22 protein-coding genes and 2 pseudogenes are annotated in these 18867 nt (G+C 67.0%); 9 read left to right on the forward strand and 15 right to left on the reverse strand.

Features of this window, described 5'->3' with window-relative positions; translation table 11 throughout:
* Nucleotides 1–187: 187 nt before the first annotated feature.
* Nucleotides 188–472, reverse strand: coding sequence for a hypothetical protein (locus ACFVYR_RS08920; RefSeq protein ID WP_384252777.1), 285 nt, complete (start codon nt 470–472; stop codon nt 188–190).
* A gap of 738 nt (nt 473–1210) precedes the next feature.
* Here ACFVYR_RS08920 and ACFVYR_RS08925 point away from each other — a divergent pair.
* Together ACFVYR_RS08925 and ACFVYR_RS08930 are read left to right on the forward strand one after the other, a co-directional pair.
* Nucleotides 1211–1864 (forward strand): TetR/AcrR family transcriptional regulator, encoded by a 654-nt coding sequence (locus tag ACFVYR_RS08925; RefSeq protein WP_384252774.1) that lies wholly within the window; start codon nt 1211–1213, stop codon nt 1862–1864.
* Nucleotides 1865–2088: 224 nt separating this feature from the next.
* Entirely contained in the window at nt 2089–2421 is a 333-nt protein-coding gene (locus tag ACFVYR_RS08930; RefSeq protein WP_384252771.1) for a hypothetical protein, read from the forward strand.
* A 151-nt stretch (nt 2422–2572) separates the two neighbouring features.
* On the opposite strand, the pseudogene ACFVYR_RS08935 reads toward ACFVYR_RS08930, so the two are convergent.
* Nucleotides 2573–2797: pseudogene (locus ACFVYR_RS08935) on the reverse strand (winged helix-turn-helix transcriptional regulator); the annotation flags it as partial.
* A gap of 101 nt (nt 2798–2898) precedes the next feature.
* Here ACFVYR_RS08935 and ACFVYR_RS08940 point away from each other — a divergent pair.
* The gene (locus tag ACFVYR_RS08940; protein ID WP_384252768.1) at nt 2899–3300 is read left to right on the forward strand and encodes a RidA family protein; all 402 of its coding nucleotides are present in this window, start codon (nt 2899–2901) and stop codon (nt 3298–3300) included.
* Nucleotides 3301–3451: 151 nt separating this feature from the next.
* Here ACFVYR_RS08940 and ACFVYR_RS08945 read toward each other — a convergent pair whose 3' ends face one another.
* From ACFVYR_RS08945 to ACFVYR_RS08975, 7 genes and pseudogenes are all read right to left on the reverse strand, one after another.
* Nucleotides 3452–4003: a hypothetical protein gene (locus ACFVYR_RS08945; RefSeq protein ID WP_384252765.1), complete on the reverse strand. Its 552-nt coding sequence runs from the start codon at nt 4001–4003 to the stop codon at nt 3452–3454.
* A 183-nt stretch (nt 4004–4186) separates the two neighbouring features.
* A complete protein-coding gene (locus tag ACFVYR_RS08950; protein ID WP_384252762.1) occupies nt 4187–4978 on the reverse strand; it encodes an ABC transporter permease in 792 nt (263 codons plus the stop codon).
* On the reverse strand, nt 4975–5979 hold the full coding sequence (locus ACFVYR_RS08955; protein WP_384252759.1) for an ATP-binding cassette domain-containing protein: 1005 nt from the start codon (nt 5977–5979) through the stop codon (nt 4975–4977). The genes ACFVYR_RS08950 and ACFVYR_RS08955 overlap by 4 nt, the downstream gene beginning before the upstream one ends.
* 128 nt (nt 5980–6107) lie before the next feature.
* The gene (locus ACFVYR_RS08960) at nt 6108–6434 is read right to left on the reverse strand and encodes a DUF1048 domain-containing protein (RefSeq protein WP_384252756.1); all 327 of its coding nucleotides are present in this window, start codon (nt 6432–6434) and stop codon (nt 6108–6110) included.
* A gap of 1 nt (nt 6435) precedes the next feature.
* Nucleotides 6436–6792, reverse strand: a complete 357-nt coding sequence (locus ACFVYR_RS08965) for a DUF1048 domain-containing protein (protein WP_384252753.1) — start codon at nt 6790–6792, stop codon at nt 6436–6438.
* On the reverse strand, nt 6789–7115 hold the full coding sequence (locus ACFVYR_RS08970) for a PadR family transcriptional regulator (protein WP_384252750.1): 327 nt from the start codon (nt 7113–7115) through the stop codon (nt 6789–6791). Before ACFVYR_RS08970 ends, ACFVYR_RS08965 begins: the two co-directional genes overlap by 4 nt.
* A 234-nt stretch (nt 7116–7349) precedes the next feature.
* Nucleotides 7350–7699: pseudogene (locus tag ACFVYR_RS08975) on the reverse strand (hypothetical protein).
* A 106-nt stretch (nt 7700–7805) separates the two neighbouring features.
* Between ACFVYR_RS08975 and ACFVYR_RS08980 the strand changes: the two are divergent.
* The 4 genes from ACFVYR_RS08980 (at nt 7806) to ACFVYR_RS08995 (ending at nt 10559) form a co-directional block, all read left to right on the forward strand.
* The gene (locus ACFVYR_RS08980) at nt 7806–8900 is read left to right on the forward strand and encodes an alanine racemase (RefSeq protein ID WP_384252747.1); all 1095 of its coding nucleotides are present in this window, start codon (nt 7806–7808) and stop codon (nt 8898–8900) included.
* Between the two features lie 130 nt (nt 8901–9030).
* Complete coding sequence (locus ACFVYR_RS08985; protein ID WP_384252745.1) at nt 9031–9606, forward strand: integrase; 576 nt, start codon at nt 9031–9033, stop codon at nt 9604–9606.
* Nucleotides 9607–9648: 42 nt separating this feature from the next.
* Complete coding sequence (locus ACFVYR_RS08990) at nt 9649–10011, forward strand: hypothetical protein (protein WP_384252742.1); 363 nt, start codon at nt 9649–9651, stop codon at nt 10009–10011.
* 71 nt (nt 10012–10082) lie between these two features.
* Nucleotides 10083–10559 (forward strand): hypothetical protein, encoded by a 477-nt coding sequence (locus ACFVYR_RS08995; protein ID WP_384252739.1) that lies wholly within the window; start codon nt 10083–10085, stop codon nt 10557–10559.
* Between the two features lie 403 nt (nt 10560–10962).
* Here ACFVYR_RS08995 and ACFVYR_RS09000 read toward each other — a convergent pair whose 3' ends face one another.
* The 3 genes from ACFVYR_RS09000 to ACFVYR_RS09010 form a co-directional block, all read right to left on the reverse strand.
* The gene (locus ACFVYR_RS09000; protein ID WP_384252737.1) at nt 10963–11898 is read right to left on the reverse strand and encodes a hypothetical protein; all 936 of its coding nucleotides are present in this window, start codon (nt 11896–11898) and stop codon (nt 10963–10965) included.
* A 369-nt stretch (nt 11899–12267) separates the two neighbouring features.
* The gene (locus ACFVYR_RS09005; protein WP_384252734.1) at nt 12268–13158 is read right to left on the reverse strand and encodes a MerR family transcriptional regulator; all 891 of its coding nucleotides are present in this window, start codon (nt 13156–13158) and stop codon (nt 12268–12270) included.
* Nucleotides 13159–13290: 132 nt separating this feature from the next.
* Nucleotides 13291–13845: a hypothetical protein gene (locus ACFVYR_RS09010; RefSeq protein ID WP_384252732.1), complete on the reverse strand. Its 555-nt coding sequence runs from the start codon at nt 13843–13845 to the stop codon at nt 13291–13293.
* A gap of 414 nt (nt 13846–14259) precedes the next feature.
* Between ACFVYR_RS09010 and ACFVYR_RS09015 the strand changes: the two genes are divergently transcribed.
* Entirely contained in the window at nt 14260–14721 is a 462-nt protein-coding gene (locus ACFVYR_RS09015; protein WP_384252730.1) for a Crp/Fnr family transcriptional regulator, read from the forward strand.
* Nucleotides 14722–14937: 216 nt separating this feature from the next.
* Here ACFVYR_RS09015 and ACFVYR_RS09020 read toward each other — a convergent pair whose 3' ends face one another.
* The 3 genes from ACFVYR_RS09020 to ACFVYR_RS09030 all read right to left on the reverse strand — a co-directional run bounded on the left by ACFVYR_RS09020 (nt 14938) and on the right by ACFVYR_RS09030 (nt 17590).
* Nucleotides 14938–15279 carry a hypothetical protein gene (locus ACFVYR_RS09020; protein ID WP_384252727.1) on the reverse strand — a complete coding sequence of 114 codons (342 nt, stop codon included), beginning with the start codon at nt 15277–15279 and terminating at the stop codon, nt 14938–14940.
* 280 nt (nt 15280–15559) lie between these two features.
* Nucleotides 15560–16717, reverse strand: a complete 1158-nt coding sequence (locus ACFVYR_RS09025; protein WP_384252725.1) for a helix-turn-helix transcriptional regulator — start codon at nt 16715–16717, stop codon at nt 15560–15562.
* Nucleotides 16718–17005: 288 nt separating this feature from the next.
* Nucleotides 17006–17590, reverse strand: coding sequence for a TetR/AcrR family transcriptional regulator (locus tag ACFVYR_RS09030; protein ID WP_384252723.1), 585 nt, complete (start codon nt 17588–17590; stop codon nt 17006–17008).
* A 216-nt stretch (nt 17591–17806) separates the two neighbouring features.
* Between ACFVYR_RS09030 and ACFVYR_RS09035 the strand changes: the two genes are divergently transcribed.
* The gene (locus ACFVYR_RS09035) at nt 17807–18802 is read left to right on the forward strand and encodes an alpha/beta fold hydrolase (protein ID WP_384252720.1); all 996 of its coding nucleotides are present in this window, start codon (nt 17807–17809) and stop codon (nt 18800–18802) included.
* Nucleotides 18803–18867: the final 65 nt, after the last annotated feature.

Below are 18867 nucleotides of genomic sequence, written 5' to 3' on the forward strand. Positions count from 1 at the left end.
AAGACCAGGGCGAGTTGCAGCGGGTCGGCGCCGACGGTCAGGGTTTCATGCAGGACCCGGTCGCTGCGGATGTGCTCGAGGTAGACGCCTTGGTGCAGTGGGTGCCGCTTAAGGTATTCGGCACTGACGGGCCAGTGCCGAGGGCGGTCATCGCGTTGATCAGGACGTGGCGGTTGGGGGTCTTCGGTCAGGTGGTGCGGCGTTGGTCGAGCCGGGCCCGCAGTGTTTGGTGGGTCAGTTCCCCGAGCCGTTGGGTGTGTCCGGCGATGGTGATGCGCCGGTTGGGTATGTCGATGTCGTCCAGGGTGCGGCAGCGGATAGCTGTGGTGCGGGCGGCGTGGACGGCCGCCAGGGCGACGATCAGCCGTTGCACCGGGGTGGCGGCGATCCGTTCGACGGCGAGCACGTCGGCGGCGAAGCCGGCAGGTAATTGGCCGGTGCGGAGGTCGATCCAGGAGCGGATCGCCGGCAAAGGCGTCGGCGGTCGCCCGAGCGCAAGAACCGTCCCGGTTCTTGCGCTCGGAGGGGAACAGCGGGGCACCAGGTCGGGTGTGGTCAGTGTCGAAGTGGCCCCAGACACCCTCGATGAACCACCGAAGGTTGCGGTCGGTGCCGTTGACCAGCGGCACCAGCAGCGGCTTCGGCCCCCGTCGCAGGGAGCCCACGCCGTGGCGGACGTTGAGCGGCCGAACCGGCCCAGTTCCGACCGGACGTCGTCCCGGTCGAGCATCCGTGCCTCGTTGATCCTCAGTCCCACGTCGGCCGCCAGCCGGGCGACCGCGTAGGTGCGAGCGGCCGGGGCCGAACTTGCGGCAGGAGATGAGTTCCCTCGCCATCCGGTGCACAGTTCCTCGATCCCGGCTTCGCTGGGCGGGATGCGCAGCTGCGGCTCCACCGAGGCTCGCGGCCGGTTCATCTCGTCCAGCGGGCACTCGACCATGCGGCCGGTGAGGTTGTGCAGCTCGACCTCGTGCCGCAGCTCAAGGAACTGGAAGACCACCGCCAGGGCCCCTGCCCGGCCGGTCCGGGGCGAGAGCTTGGCGTCGCGGAGCACTGACGCGACGCGGGACCGAGTTTCGCCATGACAGCCCGAGCCATGCTGTGCATTTCGCGGCTTATGCCCTGTAAGCGGTTATGGTGCCGGGGGAAGTAGGTATGCAGGCGCCAACAGGCGCTGCACCCGCCGCGAGCCGGGCAGAGCGGAGAAAGCGTGCACGAGGAACAGGACGCGTACGCCGGCGGGCGAGACCCTCAGCGTGAGACGGGCGAGCAGCCGGGTGACGAGCGGTTGCTGTGGGCCGTGGCGTCGGCGATGCGAGAACTCGGGCCCCGCGCGACCATGGCGCAACTCGCCCGGGAGGTAGGGGAGGAACCGGCGGTCCTCTACCGTCGTTTTCCCACCATCGACGTTCTTCGGGAGTCTCTGGCCGCCGCCTTCTACGATCGTCTCTTCCACCATGTCCAGCGAGCGCAGAACCTGCCGGTCGATCAGCAGCTTGAGTACTTCCTGCGCACCGTGGGACTTCACCTGGCCGCCAGTCGCGGCGTGCTGCCGGACGAGTTCGGGCAGATGGCCAGCCGCCCCCAGCGTGAACGCGTCTATGCTCTCACCGCGGACCTCCTGGCGACGGCACAGCAGGCCGGCCTCGTGCCCGAGACTGTCTCCCTCTCCGACCTCGCCGCCGTCATCTGGGCACTTCGGGGAATCATCGCCATGACCGAGACGATCGAAGCCGACGCATGGGAACGGCATCTGGACCTGGTGCTCGCCGGCCTGAAGAGCGAAGAGCTGACCTTCACGCGCCCGCCCATGGGCGCCGCGTCTCTTGATGCGGTCATCAATAGACGACGTAACGAACGCTGAGGGCGGGGCACACGCAGGACGGCCTTCGCTCTCCGCCCACCCTCCTCAGCGACTCTTCGCAGCGAGTGCGGCTGGTCAGGGCTGACGGTGGCTCGAAACGGTGAATGTCACTCATTCGGGTACTCACGCGCCAGAAGCCTTCAGACTAACCCAAAAGAGGTAGACCATTTCCTGCATAGGCGCGGTGTCACGCGCCTCGCCGGAAGGGCAGGAGGCTCCTCCTTATGTACGCACTCAAGCGAACGATCCGAGCGGTTCTGATCACTGGTGCGGCCGCCGCGCTGGGCACCGGCCTGGCCACGAGCAGCGCCCAGGCCGCCACGGGCACGTTCTTCTACACGCGGGCGGACAACGGAAGGGAGACGACACTGAACGTCCCGACACCCAACGGCCAGTGCATCGCCGTCAGCGGTGGCGCACGTAACGCCCACAACGACACGGACACCGATGCCAGCATGTACACGAACAGCACCTGCACGGTGTTCGCCGGGTTCGTCGGCTCCAGGAATTTCGAGACGTTCTCGGCTCCCTTCCCGACCTTCGTGAAGTTCGGGTAGGCCCGAGCGAGGTGCCTGCGCCGGGCAGCCGTGCGGCGTCGTCGCGAGTGGGCTGCCCGGCCTCAACCTGTGGCACGGGATGGCTCGTAGCCCGATCACGTGAGACCGATCAAAGGAATCGCGCAACGCGCGAGGGTCTCGCTGCGTGCGGCATGCGCAGGTTCTGGGTGAGCGTCTTGTGGCTGACGCCCTCGACCTCGTTCCGCAACTCGCTGAAGCGCAGGGTGCGCTCGCCGAGCGCCTCGACGATCAGGAGCGCCCACTTGCTGGCGACGTCCGAGAAGACCTCCCGCGCCAGGGAGTCTGCGCGCCGCAGGTCAGCGTCCTCGGGCAGGCCCTTGGTTGAGCCTTGGCGGAGCAGTTTCTCGGTCACCATGAGGTTCCTCAGTCACCGAAAAGTGCGTTCTTCCGGGTCAGTCGTCACTCTCCTACAGTTCCCGAGTAACCACACGAGAGCTATCCGGAAGGGCGAGCAACATGGCCACCATTGATGCCTTCAACTACAACGTGCCGGCCGAGAGCGACTTCGGCTATTCACAGGCGATCAAGTCCGGCGAGCTGATCCACGTCTCCGGACAGCTCTCATTTGATGAGGCAGGCGAGTTCCTCTACGCGGGCGACTTCGCCGCCCAGCTCAAGCAGACCTACGCCAACATGGACAAGGTCCTGGACCACTACGGCGCCACCCGGAACCAGGTCGTCTCGCAGACCCTGTACGTGGTGAACCTGCGGCAGAATGCCGCGGTGACGGCGGAGGGCAACCTCGGGTACTTCGGCGACCACCGCCCGGCCAGCACGGTCTTGGGCATTACTGAGCTGACCTTGCCCGGCCAGGTCATCGAAATCAGCTTCGTCATCGACACGAAACTGCCCGCTTGAGGTCTCCTCCTCATCCGCCACTCTTCGTGCTGTTCCGTCATCCTGGTTCCAGGGTGAGGTTGTTACGGCCATTCCACCTGGCCGTGCTCTCCCGGCCCGGCCCTCGCTCGCTAGCCAAGGGGCTGGGCTGCGCCGCAGCGGAAACGCAGCTCTAAGACCCGGCACATCCGTCTTCGTCCGCCCTGGACAGCGCTTCGGTGACCATGCGGGTGGCGAAGTCGGGGTTGTCCGTGAGGCGGTTGATGTGCTCCGCGAGCAGCAAGGTGGTCGCTTCGAGGGGGGTCAGCTCTTCCTCGGTCCAGTCTCCGTACTGTTGGCGCCACAGATTCGGGCTCAGGCCGGTCCCCGCGGCGACGACCAGGCCGACCATGGTGGGGATGGCCTCGGGGCGGGCGCTCTTGGGCATCATGCGCATCGAGGCAACGAGGTTGGGGACCACGTACTCGATGACGTCCTTGTCGTGGTCCTCATAGGCCGTCCGCAGCCACTGCATGAACAGATAGATGAGCGTGCACGTGCCATCCAGCAGGTCATCGGCCCCGCCGGGGCCCAGGGACGCGATGTACTGGTCGATCATCGCCTGTTGGTCGGGGCCGGTCTCGGTCCTGCCGTCCCGGATCTGTTTGAGCCGTGAGTCGACCATCATGAGCGCTGCGCCCACATCGCCGGCAGGAGCATGCTGGGGGTCACAGGGTGATGGCACAGAATTCCTCCTCGGGCGACCGCGGTGGGAGGCGCGGCGTCTCGGCACCGTAGACCGCCGATGAGGCGGGCGTGTGGCGCGTCCCAGCCCACTCTGGACGATCTTGGGCGAGGGGCGCCCGGGTTCGCTGACGGATGCCTCGATCGGGTGACAGAGCGACCGACTTCGCCACCCCGCCCACCTCTACTTCGGGTCGCGGTTGAACTGCGCCGTTGCCCAGCGGTAGCCGAGCGCGGTCAGGGCGACGCACCAGGCGATCGCGATCCAGCCGTTGTTGCCGATTCCGGAGCCGAGGAGCAGGCCACGGAGGGTTTCGATGGCGGGGGTGAAGGGCTGGTACTCGGCGATCGGCTGAAACCAGCCCGGCATCGTTTCGGCCGGGATGAAGGCGCTGGAGATGAGCGGCAGGAGAATCAGCGGCATGGCCATGTTGCCGGCCGCCTCGGGGTTCGGACTGGCCGCGCCCATGCCGACCGCGACCCAGGTGAGTGCCAGGGCGAACAAGGTGATCAGCCCGAACGCCGCGATCCACTCCAGCGGGGTGGCATCCGTGGAGCGGAAACCCATCGCCACCCCCACAGCGCCGACAAGAACCACGCTCATCACGCACTGCAGCACGCCGCCGACGACGTGCCCGACCAGCAGCGATCCCCGGTAGATCGCCATCGTGCGGAAGCGAGCGGTGAGGCCCTGGGTCATGTCCACGCAGACGGACACCGCGGCCCCGATCACGGTACTGCCGATGGTCATGAGCAGCAGGCCGGGAACGATATAGGCGATGTAGTCGGAGCGGTCCGCGCTGCCGTCACCGATACCGGCACTCATCACGTCGCCGAAGATGTAGACGAAGAGCAGCAGCATCATGATCGGCGTGAGCAGCAGGTTCAGAGTCCCGGACGGGTAGCGCCAGGCGTGCAGCAGGTTGCGGCGCAACATCGTGTGCGAGTCGCGTACGGCGAGAGAGAGGGAGCTCATCGGGCCGTCTCCTTCGGCTGGTTGGGGACGGTGGGCGGGCCGGTCAGGGCGAAGAACACGTCATCGAGGTCGGGGGTGTGGACGGTCAACTCGTCCGCCTCGATACCGGCGGAGTCGAGCCAGTCGAGGAGGGAGCGCAGTTCGCGCTGACTGCCGTCGCTGGGGATGGACAGCGACAGCGCCTCGTCGTCCCGGGCGACGACCTCGCGCAGGGTGTCAGCGGCCGACTGGTACGCGACCGGGTCGGTGAAGCGGAGCCGGATGTGCCCGCCGGGGATCAGCCGCTTCAGTTCCTCCGCGGTGCCCTGCGCCACGATCCTGCCGTCGTTGAGGACGGCGATCCGGTCGGCGAGTTCGTCGGCCTCGTCCAGGTACTGGGTGGTGAGGAAGACGGTCACACCGCCCGTGACCAGCTCCCGGATGATCTGCCACATGTTGTGCCGGGACCGTGGGTCGAGGCCGGTGGTCGGCTCGTCGAGGAAGATGATCCGCGGGTCGCCGACCAGGGTCATGGCGATGTCCAGGCGGCGCTTCATGCCGCCGGAGTAGTTCGAGGCCGGCTTCTTCGCCGCCTCCACCAGGTCGAAGCGCTCCAGGAGTTCGGCGGCGACCCGTCGCCCCTCGCTCTTGGGCAGGTGGTGCAGGTCCGCCATCAGGAGCATGTTCTCCTCACCGGTGATGAGGCCGTCGACGGCGGAGAACTGGCCGGTGACGCCGATCGCTGCGCGTACCGCCTGCGGGTCGGCGGCGAGGTCGTGGCCGCCGACGTGCAGGTCTCCGGCGTCGGGAGTGATCAGCGTGGACAAGATCTTGACGGCGGTGGTCTTGCCTGCGCCGTTCGGGCCGAGCAGCGCGAACACGGACCCGGCGGGGATGTGCAGATCGATACCGTCAAGGACGAGCTTGTCTCCGTAAGACTTGCGTAACCCGGTGGCGGAGATGGCGGTCGGCGACGGATGACCGTCACGGTGACTGGATGTGGGCATGACAGATGGAGGCATGTCTGCTTCCCTTCGGAGGCTGGAGGACTGGCGGCGACCGGTCGGCTTGTGCACGGTCGGCGCTGTGCCGAGGCGAACGAGCCGCGGCGTGCGGGTTGCTGCGCCCGCCGGTATGGGGCGCGCGGGTGCTACTTCTCGGCCTTACCGGCTTCCTTGCTGAGGGACTCCTGGTAGACGTCCGCATAGGTGCGCGAGTCCTTGATCAGGCCATCGCAGAAGGCGGCGACATCGCTCCCGATGAGTTCCAAGACTCCCTTGCCGTCGGCGGCGCCTTCCTCGAAGAAGTCGACGATTCCGGGGAGCAGGGGCCCGTTGAGCAGGTCGATAGGACCGACCTTGAACAGGTACTTCTGCATCTCCTTGTAGACGATCTGGTAGTCCGGCGGGAGCGCCTTGACCCGAGCCAGGTGGGCCCGCCACTGCTTCTTGCCCTCGATGATGTCCTGGATGCTCACGTCAGCCTCCCAGCCGGTTCAGTTTCCTTGCGACGTTCCTGTTCAACTGCTCGCGCCACCGGTCGCGATAGGTGCGGGCCCCTTCCCCGCCGGCCAGCGCCGCACAAAAGCCTGGGATGTCGTCGCCGAGCACCTCGTGGATGCTCTGCCCGTCCGCCGCTGTTTCCTCGAGCAGCCCAAGGCCAGCGTCGAGGATCGGCATCAGGTTGCGGCCGGTGAAGTCCCCATGGGGGAGGAGGTGGACTTTGATCTGGTCCCATGCCGCTCGATGGTCGTCCGGCAGGGCCTCCGCCCTGGCCTCGAACGCTTTCCAATCCCTGGTGAGATCGCTGCCTGTGATGGTCTCCCAGAAGCTCATCTCCCGCCCTCCCTTAGCTTGTCGATGCGTGATGACACGTACTGCCATTTCGTCCAGAACTTCGCGAGTTCTTCGCGTCCGGCGTCATTGAGCGCGTAGAACTTGCGCGGCGGTCCGACCCCGGACGGTCGTTTCGTCACCTGGACGAGCTTGTTCCTCTCCAGCCGCAGCAAGATGGTGTAGACCGTGCCCTCGACCACGTCGGTGAAGCCGAGCTCGTTCAGCTGGCGAGTGATGGCGTACCCGTACGTTTCCTCGCTGCTGATGATTTCGAGCACGCACCCTTCGAGCGTGCCCTTGAGCATCTCCGTCAGATCGTCCATCGCGAGTCCTCCTCGGCCCTAGCGGTACTGCGTAGTACCGAGTACCGCTACACAGTACCACTAAGTAGTGCCCGTGATCGGAGCGCGGCGAAATCGGGCGGCTGTCCGGACCTTGGACCCGGCTCATGCGGCAGCGGGGGGCAAGGCCAGTGCATCGATCGCGAGGTCCTCGTCCGGCAGGTCGCCCGCGGGGAAGCGCCACTCAGGGCGTGATCGAGCGGGAGCGGCCCGGCTTCAGAGCCACCGCTGTGCCGCCTCGACGCTGTCCCCGCCGCTGGTGTTGAACGCGATGGCGGCCTGGGGCGATGGCGCCGGATCAGGTTCACGATCTGTTCGAAGAGCGGGAGCAGCGGCTCGGTCTTGCGGATCCCGCCGCCGACGACCACGACGTCCCACGGATGCCTGGTCAACGATGCGACGAGGGTGGGTTCTGCCGATTCGTCGCACACGATCAGAGCCATGGCCGCGTCGATGCCGTGCTCACCGAACCGGGCCGGCTCCGCGTCGAGCGCCAGACGAAGAGCCTCTCCGTCGACGCCAGGTATCGCTTGCGGGTCGTAGCCGACAACAAGTGCAGAAGGCATGCGGCCAACCTGCTGAACTTGTCGCCAGGGATCCGTGTCTCATGTGTCCTTGACGGGAACCACGCATGATCGTCTGTGCGTGATCTTCCGGTGGAGGTGCATGTATATGAGCACAGATCTTCCTGAAGGTATGGACACACCCGCGTTGTTGGTCGACGTAGAGGTGATGGAACGGAACATCACCCGGATGGCAGCCGCGGCCGGGGCAGGCGGTTTTGCGCTACGTCCTCACGCGAAGGCGCACAAGTGCCTGGAGATCGCCGACCGGCAGATCGGCGCGGGGGCAGTGGGTCTGACGGTGGCCACCGTTGCTGAGGCGGAGGTGTTCGCCCGAGGCGGTGCCACTGATCTGTTCATCGCCTACCCGTTGTGGGTCGACGACGGCAAGGCTCGGCGGTTGCGTCGACTGGCGGAGACCGCGGCCCTGCGGGTCGGCGCCGACTCTGTGGAGGGTGTTCAGCGTCTGGGGCGGGCAGTTCGGGGGGCCGCGTGCCCGGTCGAAGTGGTGGTCGAGGTCGACAGCGGTCACCACCGCACCGGAGTCCTCCCGGCCGATGCCGCCGCGGTGGGCAAGGCGGCCGCCGATGCCGGGTTCGACGTCGCAGGGGTATTCACCTTCCCCGGACACGGCTACGGCTACGACCCGCAGGCCCGGGAAAATGCGGCGCGCGAGGAGGAGCTGGCGCTCGGCGAGGCGGTCGAAGCCCTGAAGGCCGTAGGTCTGTCTGCGCGGGTCGTCAGCGGGGGATCGACGCCGACGGCCGGGCGGTGGCAGCCCGGCGCGGTCAACGAGCTGCGGCCCGGCGTGTATGTCTTCAACGACGCGACCCAGCTGGCCATCGGGACCTGCACCTCAACCGACCTGGCCCTGTACGCCATCGCGACCGTGGTGAGCGTACCGGCCACCGGACGCTTCGTGCTGGACGTCGGCAGTAAGGTACTGGGCTCCGACAGGTCACCGTGGGTCACTGGCCACGGGTACCTGCCCGCCTTTCCGGGCGCGTCCCTCACGTCACTGTCGGAGCATCACGCCACAGTGGTGCTTCCTGAGGGCATGAAGGCCCCATCGCTGGGCACCGTGGTGGCAGTCGTCCCCAACCACGTGTGCACACCGGTGAACCTGGCCGATGAGCTGGTCATCGTGCAGGGCGATCAGGTCGTGGACCGCTGGGCGGTGGCGGCCCGAGGGGCCAACACCTGACGGGCGAGCTGCGACACCAACCAGGCGTGATCGCCCCTGTGGTCGGTGCCGCCGACCGTCGCACAGGCGCGACGTGTCATGAGGCGGAGAACCGCTCGTCTTCTCCCCGCACGACTTCCGCAGGATCTTCGTGACCGAAGCCATCATGAACGGCCTGCCACCGCACATCGCGCAAGTGCTCTGCGGGCATCGGAGTCTTGATACGACGATGGGCTACAAGGCGATCTACCCGGCCGAGACCATCGAGGCCCACCGCGCTTTCATCGCCCGTCGCCGGGCCAGCCGACCCAGCGAAGAGTATCGGACGCCGACCGAGGAGGAATGGGACGCTTTCCTCGCACACTTCGAGAAGCGCAAGGTCTCCATCGGCACCTGCGGTCGCGCCTTTTCAACCCCTTGTGTTCATGAACACGCTTGTGTTCGTTGTTCGCTTCTCCGGCCGGACCCGGCTCAGCGCGGCCGGTTGGAGGAGATCCGCGAGAACCTCGTCGCCCGCATCGCCGAGGCCGAGCGTGAAGGATGGCTCGGAGAAGTCGAAGGGCTCCGGGTCAGCCTGGCTGGCGCCGAAGACAAGCTCGCTCACATGGACCGACAAACTTCCGGCGGTACGGCGATCGACCTCGGCATGCCACACATAGTCCCAGCTCAATTTACCCAGGTGGAGGGAACGGCTTCGCTGGCACAATCACTGGATGACCAGCAATGACATCCGGTTCGACTGCGGCAGCGTGGCGACGGCGGCCCGCTCGTGATCGTTGCCCGCATCGACGGAGCACCACTCACCGAGCTGATCGACGGGTTCGAGATCGCGGCCGGGATGCAGCCCGCAGGCGACGCCTACGGCGGTCTGATCCCGGAGTTCTTCCACTTCGGCCCGATGCTGGAGCACTTCCCCGGACGGTCCACCAACGCGATGGGGCCGAAGACACCGGTTCTGGGTTGTGAATGCGGCGAGTGGGGATGCTGGCCGCTCATGGTCCGCATCACCGCGACAGCCGACCTCGTGATCTGGGATGCTTTCGAGCAGCCCCACCGCACAACGGCGACTACACGGCGTTCGGTCCGTTCCATTTCGACCGCCACCAATACGACGACGCCTTGCGCACTCTGAGCGCGACAATCAGCTCCGCCAAAAGGTGAGTTAACCCGCGCCGTCCCATCATGTTCAGCAGGAGTCGCCGCATGGATCCGGCAGACAGCCACACGGACGAAATCGCTCTGAGCGCTGAAGAGTACGACGCCGTCAGGGCAGCCCTCGCCCGTGTCATCAGCACCGGAGGTGGAGCACAAGCCCACTCCCTCAACTCCCTCCTCGCACAGTGGAGCGCTTTGGTGGACGAGGTGGAGGAGGGCTACTCGTGGTGCGCGCCGGAGCTCGACAACGATCTCTCATGCCGGAACGCACTCGCGGGAGTCTGGCCGTTGCTGCCCTCACGTGTTCGCGCGATCAGGCAACCGGAACTCGATTGCATCGATGTTCGCTATCGCCGCGCGACGATTCCGTGGCCTGACCGCCCCGAAGAAGGTGCTCGATGGTGGACATGGCGTGTTCCCCGGCGCCTTGAGGTCGAGGCCGCAGAGCAACGAGATCCGGACTGGCCCTTGGGATGGGAAATGATGCCGTTCCCCCGACCCGCTTCCGTGGAAGTCGTCACTTGACAGTACGTGCCGATCAGACCCTCAACCAAGCGAATGTAGTTCAGAGAAGCACGAGTGCTCGTGCTGGTACGGGGTTAAGGTCGTGCGCAGTCGCCGAGTTCCAGCTTGCGGGTGTGAAAGTGTTCCTGGAACTCGCGCCATTCGTCGGTCGTGGGTTCACGATATTCCTCTATGGGCCGTGTGGCTCGCCGTTGGTCCGGGAAGGCCCGGTAGGAGCGGATCAGGTCCTCTTGGAAGACGGCGACGTACTCCTCAGTGGTGCTTGTACTGCCATCCGCCGACCGGGAGCTGCCGTGCTCCCCTGCCCGTACTGCCGGTGGCACGGGAGACATTTGGCCCGGTCCCATGGTTCGCCACCGGATGCTCCTGGCCGCCCTTGCTGCGCGGCAGCACTGGCGGACGGTTATCCCTGTACGGGGTCTCGCGGCCCGGCCGCCGGATCCGTTGCGTCCTTTGTCAGGGCGGCCAGCGGGATGGCTGCGATGTCCTCGGCCGGCCGGGACAGGTGCAGTGCGGTGTGGAAGTACCCGTCGGTCTCCTTGCCCTCGGGGCCCTCGTGGGCTGCCGCCACCGCGTCGATGGCGGATTGCTGTTCTTGGGGGCTGGTGAACCGGCGCTGCGGGTAGGTCCGTGCGACGTCCTTTTCGGTGACCAGGCCGAAGGACTCCAGCTCGTGGGAGATGGTCTGGTAGGAGCCGGTACGCAACACAAAGGCGGCCACCCACGGCGGTTTACCGACATCGGCCAGAAAGGGTCGGAAGCTGCGGGGCGAGAGAAAGCTGACCCCGCCGGTGACGGTGATCAGGCGGGTGGCGCTGGTGGCGCTCAGCAGGGCTGCGGAGGGCGGTGTGGTCTCCAGGTTCTCGCAGAAACCCGCGTCCAGGAGTCCGACTGCGCAGGCGTAATCGACGGCGTGGTGGGCCACGTCGAGGCCGATCACGCGGGCCGCTCCGGGGCGGCGGCGGGCCGCGTAGTAGGCGCGGTCGCGTGCAATCAGTTCGGCGGTAGTCAGCCGGGCCACCGCCGGATCCGTGTAGTGCGCGTACAGATCCTGCAGGGTGAGGTCGTGGTTGAGGAGAGCTGCGTTGATTCCGTACGAGCAGCAAATGTCGAGCACGGTGACGGCTCGGTCGCCACGTGCCCCGTCCGCGGCGAGGACGTCCACCAGACGCCGGAAAAACGGCTGGGCGTGATGAGGGGTCTGGTACTGCCACGCGCCCAGCGCGCGGAAGAAGGCCCGGGGGTCGGGAAGGTCGTAGATGTCGTCGAACCGTGTCATGGGCGGGCGCGGGCCGCTCGCGGACGTCGTGGCCTCCGTGCCGCCAGGATGAGCGCTCATGCGTCGTCTCTCCTCTTCCTGTTCGCGCGCACCGGCCAGGCCTTGCGGATGTCTGGCGCGGGGTGATGTCGAAAGACCAGGGACTGCAGTGGCTCCGTCACACGAGTTGAGCCAGGCGGTACGGAAGAGGGGGGCCATGCATCTGACGGTTCGGGGGCCGGTGTGAGCTGGATCGGTGCCGTCGGCGTAGTTTCACACGGCGAGGCGGCCGTCTTCCAGGAGGGTGTCAGCGGCCAGTTCGGAATCCCCACGTACGGCCAGTTGTGCTGTCACCTTTGGTTACGGCCTGGGCTCGACGTCTGACCCGATCGGTCACACGCGGATGAACGCGACCGGTTGTCGGGCCACGCCAGTGCCAGGCACAGGCGATCAGCTGTCCGCGGAGTGTGCGTCGGCAAGGGCCTCGCCGAAGAGCCGTCCGGCGAGTTCCACGCAGCGCATCCGGGCAGGAGAGAAGTCGTAAGGCATCTTGGTCATCGCTGCGGCGGCACTCATCTCTGTGCCCTCCTCCCCTTGCAAATCGGCGTCGTAGATCTCGAAGATCTCCTCATCGGCCGCGTCGAGACCAGCTGCCTCGATGGCCTGATTGAGGGCCATTTGGTGAGCGCATCGCTGTACGGCGAGCTCTTCGACGCGCGGGTCGTCGGGTTCGACGCCGTCGTCGAGGGCGGCCTCGGCCGCCTCAAGACGGTCCTCCTCGGCCCGCAGGTCGGGGCGGCTGGCCAGCACGATGAACGTGCCGGCCTGGATGGCGGCGCCCAGCGGCCCGAAGATCCGTTCCGTGACCAGCAGGGCGTCCAGATCGGAGGGACGCAGCGCGTCCGGGGGCAGGTGGCTGAGTCGGTCCGTGACCAGTTCGGAGAGCAGCCCCAGTGGGCTGCCCACCGCCTGCAGGCGCTGGACAGCCGCGCGCCGACGTTTGATGGCGGCCTCCTGCGCCGCCAAGGTTTCCTCCAGCCTGCTCAGGACCGACTCGATATCCGGGGCTTGGTCCAGGGCTTCGTCTCCACCTTCATCCCGGGCTTCGCCGAAGGCGGCCCGCATGTCGTCCAGGCTGATACCGGCATCAGCCATCTTGCGGATCCATAGCAGGCGGGTCATGTCGTCATAGCCGTAGCGGCGGCGGCCGTCCCCGCCGCGCTCGGGCTCTGGCAGCAGACCGATCTCGTGGTAATGGCGGATGGCGCGTGGGGTGATCCCGGCGAACGCAGCGGCATCACCGATCTTGACCTGCCGGGGAGGCGTGAGGGAGGGGTACATCGCAGACAGAGCCCTTCGTGCTGTGGTGCCCCGACCCCACCACATGCCGCTACGGCATGTGCAACAACCCCATCCAGGCGCCACCGGAGCCAGGTCCTAGGGCTGATCGAGCCCGGAACGTTGTAGTTGGAGCTACTTCCACAAGGTCCTGATCGGGGCAAGAACCACATCCGCACTTTTGCTTGCGGCGAAATATATCATCCATGGCCCTTTATGTTTCTGAATGGGAGATCCCACTGCGTAACCCAGAGTGTTCTCTTCTCCATCTACGCACAGCCAGCTTATCCGCTTCCCGGCGATGTCTCCGGTGGCCCCCCCCATGGTGATGCAGTGCATGTAATTCCTCGGGCTGTCCGGATTCTGAACTTCCAGTGCCCACGGCTGTATTTGTTCGTGCGCTTTGGGGGAGAGGGTCGGCATGGACTTCGGTTTGACGAGTGTGGCTTCGCGGCTCCATGGCGTGCCGGGGCACACTGCGTCCTTCTCCCGGGCCCAGCAGGGATCCAGCACTTGCGAATGCGAGAAACATCGCAGCGTGGACGGATCGCTGCTCAGGAACCCGTCGATGCACTCACCGGAGGCGCGTTTCGTGCTGGCGTATATGGGCTTCAGCTTCTCGTCGATTTCAAAGGGGCGGAAATATCGAATGTTCGTCTCTTCGATCTTTGGCGGCTTGTCCCTGTCCATCCATGTGTTGACCACCCGATCCGCAACGCCTGTAACGATCGTTGTCAGGAGTGCAACGGCGACTGAAGCGACAGAAGCGACCCAGATGGCTATTCGCGACTGGCGAGGTGGGTGTGGCCTGACTTCTCTGCTGCGCGTAGGGCGGCGGGGCACAGCGCCATCTTTCCGCATTGTTCCCCGGAAGGAAATGACGTTGCCAAGTGGCCGCCTGGACCATGCCGGTGCAGCAGCGCTGAACGCACGCGACACTTCGGCCTGAGCGGCCCCGAATATGGCCGCTTGGCCCCTGACCCGCCTCCGCCCGGGCCCCGAGCCTGGGAACGTAGGCAATGACCCCTCGGCCCGGGAGAACGACATGACGACCGGTGCAACCACGGCAGTGCGGAGCGAGGCGGCGGACAAGGAGACACGGCGATGAGCAGTACGACCACGCTGAGCGCTCTTCCCGCCGAGCACCGCGAGCGTTTGATGCGCATCGCGCGTGACGCGTCGTTCCCGGCAGGGACCCGCATTTTCGATGAGGGTGGTCGCGCCGACCGGTTCTGGATCATCCGCACCGGATCCGTCGTCCTCGACATGCACGTACCCGGCCACCGGCTCACGTCGATCGAGACGCTGGGGCGCGATGAGCTCCTCGGCTGGTCCTGGCTGTTCCCGCCCTATATCTGGCAGCTCGGCGCGGTCGCCCAGAGCCCCGTGCGGGCGGCCGAGTTCGACGCCCCGGCGGTGCGCCTCATGTGCGAGGACGACCCGGCCCTCGGCACGGTCGTCGGCCACTGGGTGGGCCGGGTCCTGGCTCACCGCCTCCGGGTGGCCAGGGTCCGCCTCCTCGACCTGTACGCACCGGACGACCGCGAAGGCGGTGCGGGAGATTGACGGGCCTCCCGGTTCCGTACCGGGTCGCCGCTCGCCACTCGCCACTCGCCACTCGCCGCTTGCCACTCGCCGCTCGCCGGGCGCAGTCGCCGGACCCGGCAGCGCTTCGCCCGGAGCCGGTCGGTGAGCTCGCGTCTCCCTTCGCGCCGGGAGTGTGGGAAGAACGCGGGCGCGGGTGGTACGCCCATGAAGGGAATGCCCCCCGGCCCGCAGCCGTCAGGCCAGATAGACGCTGGCGCGAAGGAGAAGGTCCTCGTCCCAGTCGACCTCCCCACGGAGCATCATGTAGCCGTTGAAAGGAACGACGTTGTAGGTGTGCACGGTTGCGTCCCCCAGGAACGGGGTGTTGCTGCCGGGCGAGCACTCGGTGAGGGACACGAACAGCAGGCTCCCGGGTACGACAGGAATGTCGATCCGCTTGTTGAAGATGCGGCTCGCCCTGAAGAAGGCCGTCCACCACGCTCCCGAGGCGGAGACCTCCGCCTCGGGGACCCGCTCCGCCTTGATCGCGGTCACCGCATCGGTCCCGGTCACCTGTTCCGGCCTTTTGGATGTCATCTCGCTCTTCTCCTTCAGGGCATAACCGCCCATGGTCCGCGGCGCGTTGGTGTGCACGCCATGCGGCGTACGTGCGCCTTGTGACCGAGAGTGGGCCAGGCGACGGAGCGGGAGTACCCCTGACATTGGGGGATTGCGGGAGGGCCCAAGCCGCACGCCGCACGCCGCACGCCGCACGCCGCGCGCCGGGCGCCGGGCGCCGGGCGGCTGTCCGCAGGCCGCTCGGAGCAATCAGGTCGGATGACGGTGTCGCATGCCGGGGCCCAGGGGGACCCGGGGGTCACAGCGAGTGGTTCAGAAGGGCCATGAGTTCGTCTCGCCCACGAACTCGCGTCTTGCGGAAGATCGTCTTCAGGTAGTCGTTGACGGTGAAGGGGCTGATGCCCAGCTCCGCGGCCACCTGCCGGCAGGTGCGGGCCTGTGCGAAGTGCTCGACGACTTGACGTTCGCGGGGAGTGAGCCCGTACCAGGCGGCGAACGCGGGCATCAGGAGGCCACCGGTGGCGGCCTGAACGACAACAGCCGTTCCGTCGCCGCTCCCGGGCGCCTGCTTCGGCATCGGTTCCGCCCCCCGGCCACGGGGGCCTGACCGCTCCCGGCGCGGTTCGGTGCCGTACGGGCCGAGAGACTGTGCGTGCAGCGCGACCCAGCGTCCGGCATGCGTCGCAGGTACGCAGACCACCGGCCGCTCACGGGGCCGGGCACTCACGGCTGAGCCCCCCTCACTGGCCAGGGCGACCGCCGACCAGTCAGGAGAGGACAGCCATTCGGACACGCCCGCTGCCCTCAACTCCCCGAGCCACTCCCGGGCCTCGGCGGTGATGCCGCGCACCGTGTGGTCGGCGCCCACCAGGATGACGCCGGGCCGCGGGGGCGGCTTCGCCGGCAGTGACCGGCCTGCCTGTACGTAGGAGCGAAGTCCGGCGATGAGCGCCGGTGCGAGCGCCATGAGCCGGTCCGCGTCCTGGGCTGCGAAGGGACGCCTGCCGCTTTCGCGGAACAGGCACAGCACGCCCCAGGTGTACCGGCGATCGCGCAGCAGCAGCCGCAACTCGCAACCGGCGCCGTGCTCCCGGAGGATCCCACGTGTGCGCACCGCTGCGGTCGGCACGATGGAGGAGCCTTCCGGTACGCACTCCGGGGCAGCGCATGCCATCGCGATCGGTACTCGCTGCCGGGCGAGGTCCACCGGGCGCATCGGATCGTCGCCCCAGTAGCAGTTGAGCATGACCGCGCGGGCCAGATCGGGCGGATAGCGGTGCCAGAAGCCGAAGGAAATCGTTCCGGTGCAGGGGTTGAGCCCCACCAAGTTCATCGCCTCGTGCGGTACGGACGAGGCGACCTCACGGGAGATCAGTTCCCCCACGGCGTCCCGGTCCAACGGCTCCCGTACGGCGGCCGCGAGACGACGTGAGACTTGGTCCGGATACCTGACCACGACCTCAAGCGTAGAACTCGCTCAGCACGCGCGCAGCCACTCCGGCTGACGGCGGCGTTGGTCACCGGACCGGGACGCCCGTCAGGCCAGGTGGACCTGTTCGTGCAGCGGTGGTTCACCGGGGCGTACAGCGAAGCGGTCGACCCGAAGGTTGCACACCTGATGGGCAAGAGGCGCTGCCGTCCACGCGGCAACGTCCACGCGGCGATGCCCACGCGGTGACGCTCAGGCGAGGAGTGTCGGCGCACGCTGTGGGTCAAGAGGAGGAGCAGGTCACATGCCAGCTCGCTACGCGCGCAATGCCTGCGACAGTGCGTCAACGCTCACGCCCACGACGGCCCGGAGCTGCGCCGGGCTCGCCCCGGCCCTGCTCATGACGGCGAGCGACTGGTTCACAGCCGCCACGTGTACGGCGAAGGCCTCGGCGTCCTGGTCGGTCAGCCGGCCGGTCTTCAACGCGGCGCACAGGCGCAGGCGCTGGAAGCCGAGCGCCTGCTTGGTGTGCGCTGCGACGCGCGGGCTCAGCACCGGAATTGCCATGGCTGACTGGGCGATCAGGCATCCATCAGGCAGTTCGGGATCGGCGATGCGCTCGAGGGTGACGTCGAAGAACGCACGGACGGCGGCAACGGGATCCGAGGCCGCGGACGTCAGGGCGGCGTCGTACATCTCGCCGTAGCGTGCGGCGTAGAGATCCAGGCAGCGCAGGAAGAGCGTGTCCTTGCCGCCGAGGGAGGAGTAGATGGAACTGCGGTTCAGGCCGGTCGCCCGGGACAAATCGTCCAGTGAGGTGTCGGCGTAACCGGCGCGCCAGAACTGGATCATCGCGGCGTCGAGCACCGTGTCCATGTCGAACTGCTTCTTGCCTGCCACGCGGCTACTTCCTTGCCGATGCGTCGATGGTTCGGACTGTGGTCCGCACTATTCCATCTTGAACTGATCAGTTCAAGATGTGTTAGCCTCCGAGCGCGGTCATGGCCAGGGCTGTCGCGTGCTTCGCGGCCGAGCGAGAAGCGCACCGCCTGGTCGCAGTCACCGCCGTCAGCTGCACCCTCCCAACCGCACGCCTGAGACCGACGGAGGATCCCCGTGACCGGCCCGACAACCAGCACTCCGCACATCTCCGAGAACAACCCCATCCGCGACCTCCCCCTGCAGCATCTGGCCGGATTCACTCACCGCTGGGTCGACGCGGACGGCGTCCGCCTGCATGCCGTCGAAGGCGGACAGCCGAACGGCCCGGCCGTCGTCCTGCTCGCCGGATTCCCGCAGACCTGGTGGGCCTGGCGAAAGGTGATGCCCAGCCTCACCCACCGGTTCCGCGTCATCGCGATCGACCTGCCGGGTCAGGGCCACTCCGAGCGTTCGGAGTGCGGCTACGACACGCACACGGTCGCCGCGCACGTCCACGTCGCCGTGCAGGCTCTCGGAGTGTCGACCTACACCCTGATCGCCCACGACATCGGCGCCTGGGTCGCCTTCTCCCTCGCCCTCAACTTCGAGAGCCATCTGCGCGGGGTCGCTCTGCTCGACGCCGGAATTCCGGGTATCACGCTCCCGGAGGTGATTCCCACCGACCCGGACCGAGCGTGGAAGACCTGGCATTTCGCGTTCCACACCGTGCCCGAGCTGCCCGAGACGCTGCTTGCCGGCCGCGAACGCGAGTATGTCGGCTGGTTTTTGAAGGCGAAGGCCCTGTCTCCCGACACGTTCGACGCCGCGGAGCTCGACCACTACGCGGCGGCCTTCGCCGTCGACGGCGGCCTGCGCGCTTCCCTCGCGTACTACCGAGACGCCGCGGAGTCGGCGCGCAAGAACCGCGAGGCGCTCGAGCGGCGGCACCTGAGCGTGCCCATCCTCGGAATCTCCAGCAGCCACGGCTCCATTCCGGACATGGCCGCCTCCCTCAGCCCATGGGCCGACCACACCACCGGAGTCGTCGTGCCCGACGCCGGCCACTTCATCCCTGACGAGCAGCCCGACGCTGTCGTTGCCGCGATAACGGACTTCATCGGGGCCGTGGCTACTCAGTCGGACACGCAACGAGTGCCGGTGGACCGGGATGAGGCCCCCGACCTGCCGTAACCGATGACCGGTATCACCCGCACCGTTTATCGGATTGGCAAAGATCTTCCATCGCGTCTGTTCTC

Origin of the sequence: Streptomyces sp. NPDC058284 (assembly GCF_042881135.1) — a bacterium.
Lineage (GTDB): Bacteria > Actinomycetota > Actinomycetes > Streptomycetales > Streptomycetaceae > Streptomyces.